At 67.7% G+C, this 3,188-nt stretch carries 4 protein-coding genes; all 4 read right to left on the bottom strand.

Features of this window, described 5'->3' with window-relative positions:
* Positions 1-172 precede the first annotated feature (172 nt).
* Positions 173-1,141 (bottom strand): cytochrome c oxidase subunit II, encoded by a 969-nt coding sequence (coxB, locus tag VEG08_12495; GenBank protein HXZ28803.1) that lies wholly within the window; start codon positions 1,139-1,141, stop codon positions 173-175.
* Between the two features lie 2 nt (positions 1,142-1,143).
* The gene (locus VEG08_12490) at positions 1,144-2,016 is read right to left on the bottom strand and encodes an SCO family protein (GenBank protein ID HXZ28802.1); all 873 of its coding nucleotides are present in this window, start codon (positions 2,014-2,016) and stop codon (positions 1,144-1,146) included.
* A complete protein-coding gene (locus tag VEG08_12485) occupies positions 2,013-2,486 on the bottom strand; it encodes a hypothetical protein (GenBank protein ID HXZ28801.1) in 474 nt (157 codons plus the stop codon). The genes VEG08_12490 and VEG08_12485 overlap by 4 nt, the downstream gene beginning before the upstream one ends.
* A partial coding sequence (locus VEG08_12480; protein HXZ28800.1) for a hypothetical protein occupies positions 2,473-3,188 on the bottom strand: 716 nt, incomplete at its 5' end. The genes VEG08_12480 and VEG08_12485, both read right to left, overlap by 14 nt.

Below are 3,188 nucleotides of genomic sequence, written 5' to 3'. Positions count from 1 at the left end.
CGGATCAACATCGCGAAGAAGCCGCCAATCCAGAACATCACCGTGATCGAGATGAGATAAAGCATCGCGATGCGCTTGTGATCGGTGGTCAGCAGCCACGACTTGATGCCGTAGTCGGCGTTCAAGTAGTGCTCGCGCGGCAGTGCGTGGTGGGTCTCGGCAGTCGCCATGCTCATTGTCCCTTGGCCCCGGCCGCCGCCGGTGCGGGCTGGCCCGGGGGTTGCTTCAGCGATTTGATGTACTCCACCAGTTGCAGCAGTCCTTCTTCGCTCACCTGGGTGGAGAAGTTGGGCATGATGGCGGGGAAGCCCGCCACGCGGGTGGCGTCGGGATTGGTGACGCAGGTGCGCAGGTAGTTCTCATCCGCCACCAGAGCGCGCCCGTCGGCCATCTTCACGGTCTGGCCGAACAGGCCCACCAGGCTGGGCCCGCGTCCGCTGGCGTCGGCCTTGTGGCAGGTGGCGCAGCCCAGTTGCTGGAAGAGCCGCTCGCCCGAGGCCGACAGCGAGCCGCCCGGCCCGCCGCCCAGCCACTGCTCGTAGGCCGCCGGCTCCATCACCACCACCTGCCCGGTCATGCGGGAGTGCTGCGTGCCGCAGTACTCGGCGCAGAACAGATGATACGTCCCCACCCGCGTGGGCCGGAACCAGAAGTGGCGGTAGCGGCCCGGCAGCACGTCCTGCTTGATGCGGAACTCGGGAATGAAGAAGCTGTGGATCACGTCCTGGGAGACGGTGATGAGCTCGATGTCGCGGTTCACGGGCACGTGCAGCTCGTTGATCTCCCGCGTCCCGTCCATGTGCTGCACCTTCCACATCCACTGCTTGCCCACCACGTAGATCTTCAGCGAGTCGCGCGGCGGGCGGTTTTCCGCGAAGAACAGGCTCGCTCCCCACACGAACATCACCATGGTCAGGCCCAGGGGGAGCAGCGTCCAAGCCAGCTCCAGCGGCAGCGCTCCTTCCACCTCGTGCGCGTGGGGATGGCGCGAGCGCCGGTAGCGGATAGCAAAGTAGAAGATGGTGAGGAAGATCCCGGCGGAGAAGAATGCCGCCACCGTCACCAGGAAGAAGTAAAGCTGGTCCACCTGGGCGGCCAGGCTGGAAGCCTCCTGCGGGAAGAGCGGCAGGGTCTGCCACATGGCTAGCGGCCTCCTTCCCGCGGCGCGGAAGACATCGCCGCGCGCTTGTGTTCGGCGCGGACCATCAGCCCGATGAAGGTCCCCAGCAGCAGCAGCGTCAGCAGCGCGCCCACCCGCAGCAGCCGCACCACCAGCGCGCCGTAGCGGCCGGTGTTGGGATCGTAGTGATAGCAGTACAGCAGGACCTGGTCCACCAGGGTGCCGATCTTGTGCTGCGAGGACTCGACCAGGGCCAGGCGCAGGTCGCGCGCCGGATAGTCCACCCCATAGAAGTACTGGGCGAACTTGCCCTCCGGGGTCAGTACCATGATGCCGCTGGCGTGCGCGTACTGCCCGGTCTGGGGGATGTAGGCGTAGCCGAAGCCCGCCGCCTTGGCCAGGGCCGTGATCGCGGCCGGGTCGCCGGTGAGGAAGTGCCAGCCTTGCTCCGCTCCGGGGCGCGGGTAACGCGCCAGCACGCGCTGCTTCTCGGCGGCGGCGGTCTGCGGCGTGTCCTGGGGATCGAAGCTCACGGTCACGACCTCGAAGTCGCGCCCCGGCTGGAAATCGAGGACGCGCAGCACGCCCGCCAGTCCGTACAGCACCTGCGGGCAGAGCATGGGGCAGCGGTAGTAGGCCAGGGTGAGGATCACCGGGCGCTTGCCGAAGTACTGCCTCAGGGTGACGGCGCGGCCGGCCTCATCGCGGAAAGCGAGGTCGAGTGGCACTTGCTGGTTGAGCCGCTGCTCGAAGGTGATCTGCTGCAGGACGTTGGCCTTGGGCGCCGGGGCCGCCGCCTGCGGCTGGTAGAAGCTCTGCCCCGAGGCCGGGAGCGCGGCGGCCACCGCCAGCGCTGCCGCCAAACAGATGCGCGACCTCTGCCCGCCGGACTTCATGGCTTTCCCTCCGGCTGGGGCTGTCCCGCGGGCGGCGCCGGCCGCGTGGGCAGCCCGCGCTCGATCACCATCTCCATGGCCTGCTCGATGGGGATGTGCACGATGCCCACGTTCTGGTCCACCCAGCCGTAGCTGTTCAGCAGATAGCGCTCCCGCTGCTGCATGGTCTCGAGGTCCACGGAGTCGGTGATGAACGGACGGTAACGGTTGTCGGCCGCCCCGGGCACCGGCGGAGGCGGCTGCAGTTGGGGAGCGGGGAAATCCTGCCGGGCGCGCCCCTGACGAAACATGGGGCTGACCTCGGGTTCACGCCGCTCGGCTTGCTGCGAGAAGACGTGGAACAGCCCCCACAGCACCACCGTGACCAGCAGCACGGCCACCGCCAGGCAGAGGCAGAACGTCACCACGCCGCGAATGTGGACGTCGCGCACTTCGTGCTTGGGCTGCGAGTTGTTCTCAGTCGGCTGCATGGTCACTCGTTGCCAGGGTCAGCTCCGGGTCGTGGAGGGGCAGCACCGGCCGCTGTTTCAGTTCGCGCAGGAACGCCGCCATCCAGATCCCGCCCAGAGCGATGGGCGCCGCCAGGTCCATCCAGCTCGGCCGCAGGTGGGCGTGGTTGGCGGCAAAATTGGGCTCGATCAGCCAGAACAGGTCCACGGCGCGCATGACCAGGATGATCCCCGCCAGCAGCGCCAGCCGCCGCGCGGCACGCTTCAGGTTGCGCGACAACAGCAGCGCGAAGGGCAGCGCGAAGTGGAAGATCACCAGCAGCAGACCCACCGCCTCCCAGCCCCCGCTCCAGCGGTTCAGGTACCACGAGGTCTCCTCCGGCAGGTTGCCCGACCAGATGATCAGCAACTGCGAGAAGGAGAAATACGCCCACAGGATCACGAAGGTGAGTACCAGCTTGCCCAGGTCGTGGAAGACCTCGGGGTGGACTGCCTGCTTCAGGGGCTGGAAGCGCGCCAGCAGCGCCACCATGCCCACCGCCAGGCACAACGCCGACAGGCACTGCCCCGCCATGAACAGCATGCCGTAGATCGTGGAAGACCAGTGCGGGTCCAACGACATCACCCAGTCGATGGAAGCCAGGGTGACGGTGGCGGCGTAGAGCAGCAGCCCGGCGGCGCTCCCGCCGCGCAGGCGGAGTCGCAGGTCGCGCTCCGGCTCCT

This window comes from Terriglobales bacterium, assembly GCA_035624475.1.
Lineage (GTDB): Bacteria > Acidobacteriota > Terriglobia > Terriglobales > Acidobacteriaceae > DASPRL01.
This window is presented reverse-complemented; position numbering and strand designations above follow the sequence as displayed.

Bases quoted from the DNA above. Each gene is read 5' to 3' on its own strand.
- coxB (HXZ28803.1), bottom strand. From the start codon at position 1,141: ATGTGGCAGACCCTGCCGCTCTTCCCGCAGGAGGCTTCCAGCCTGGCC.
- VEG08_12490 (HXZ28802.1), bottom strand. From the start codon at position 2,016: ATGAAGTCCGGCGGGCAGAGGTCGCGCATCTGTTTGGCGGCAGCGCTG.
- VEG08_12485 (HXZ28801.1), bottom strand. From the start codon at position 2,486: ATGCAGCCGACTGAGAACAACTCGCAGCCCAAGCACGAAGTGCGCGAC.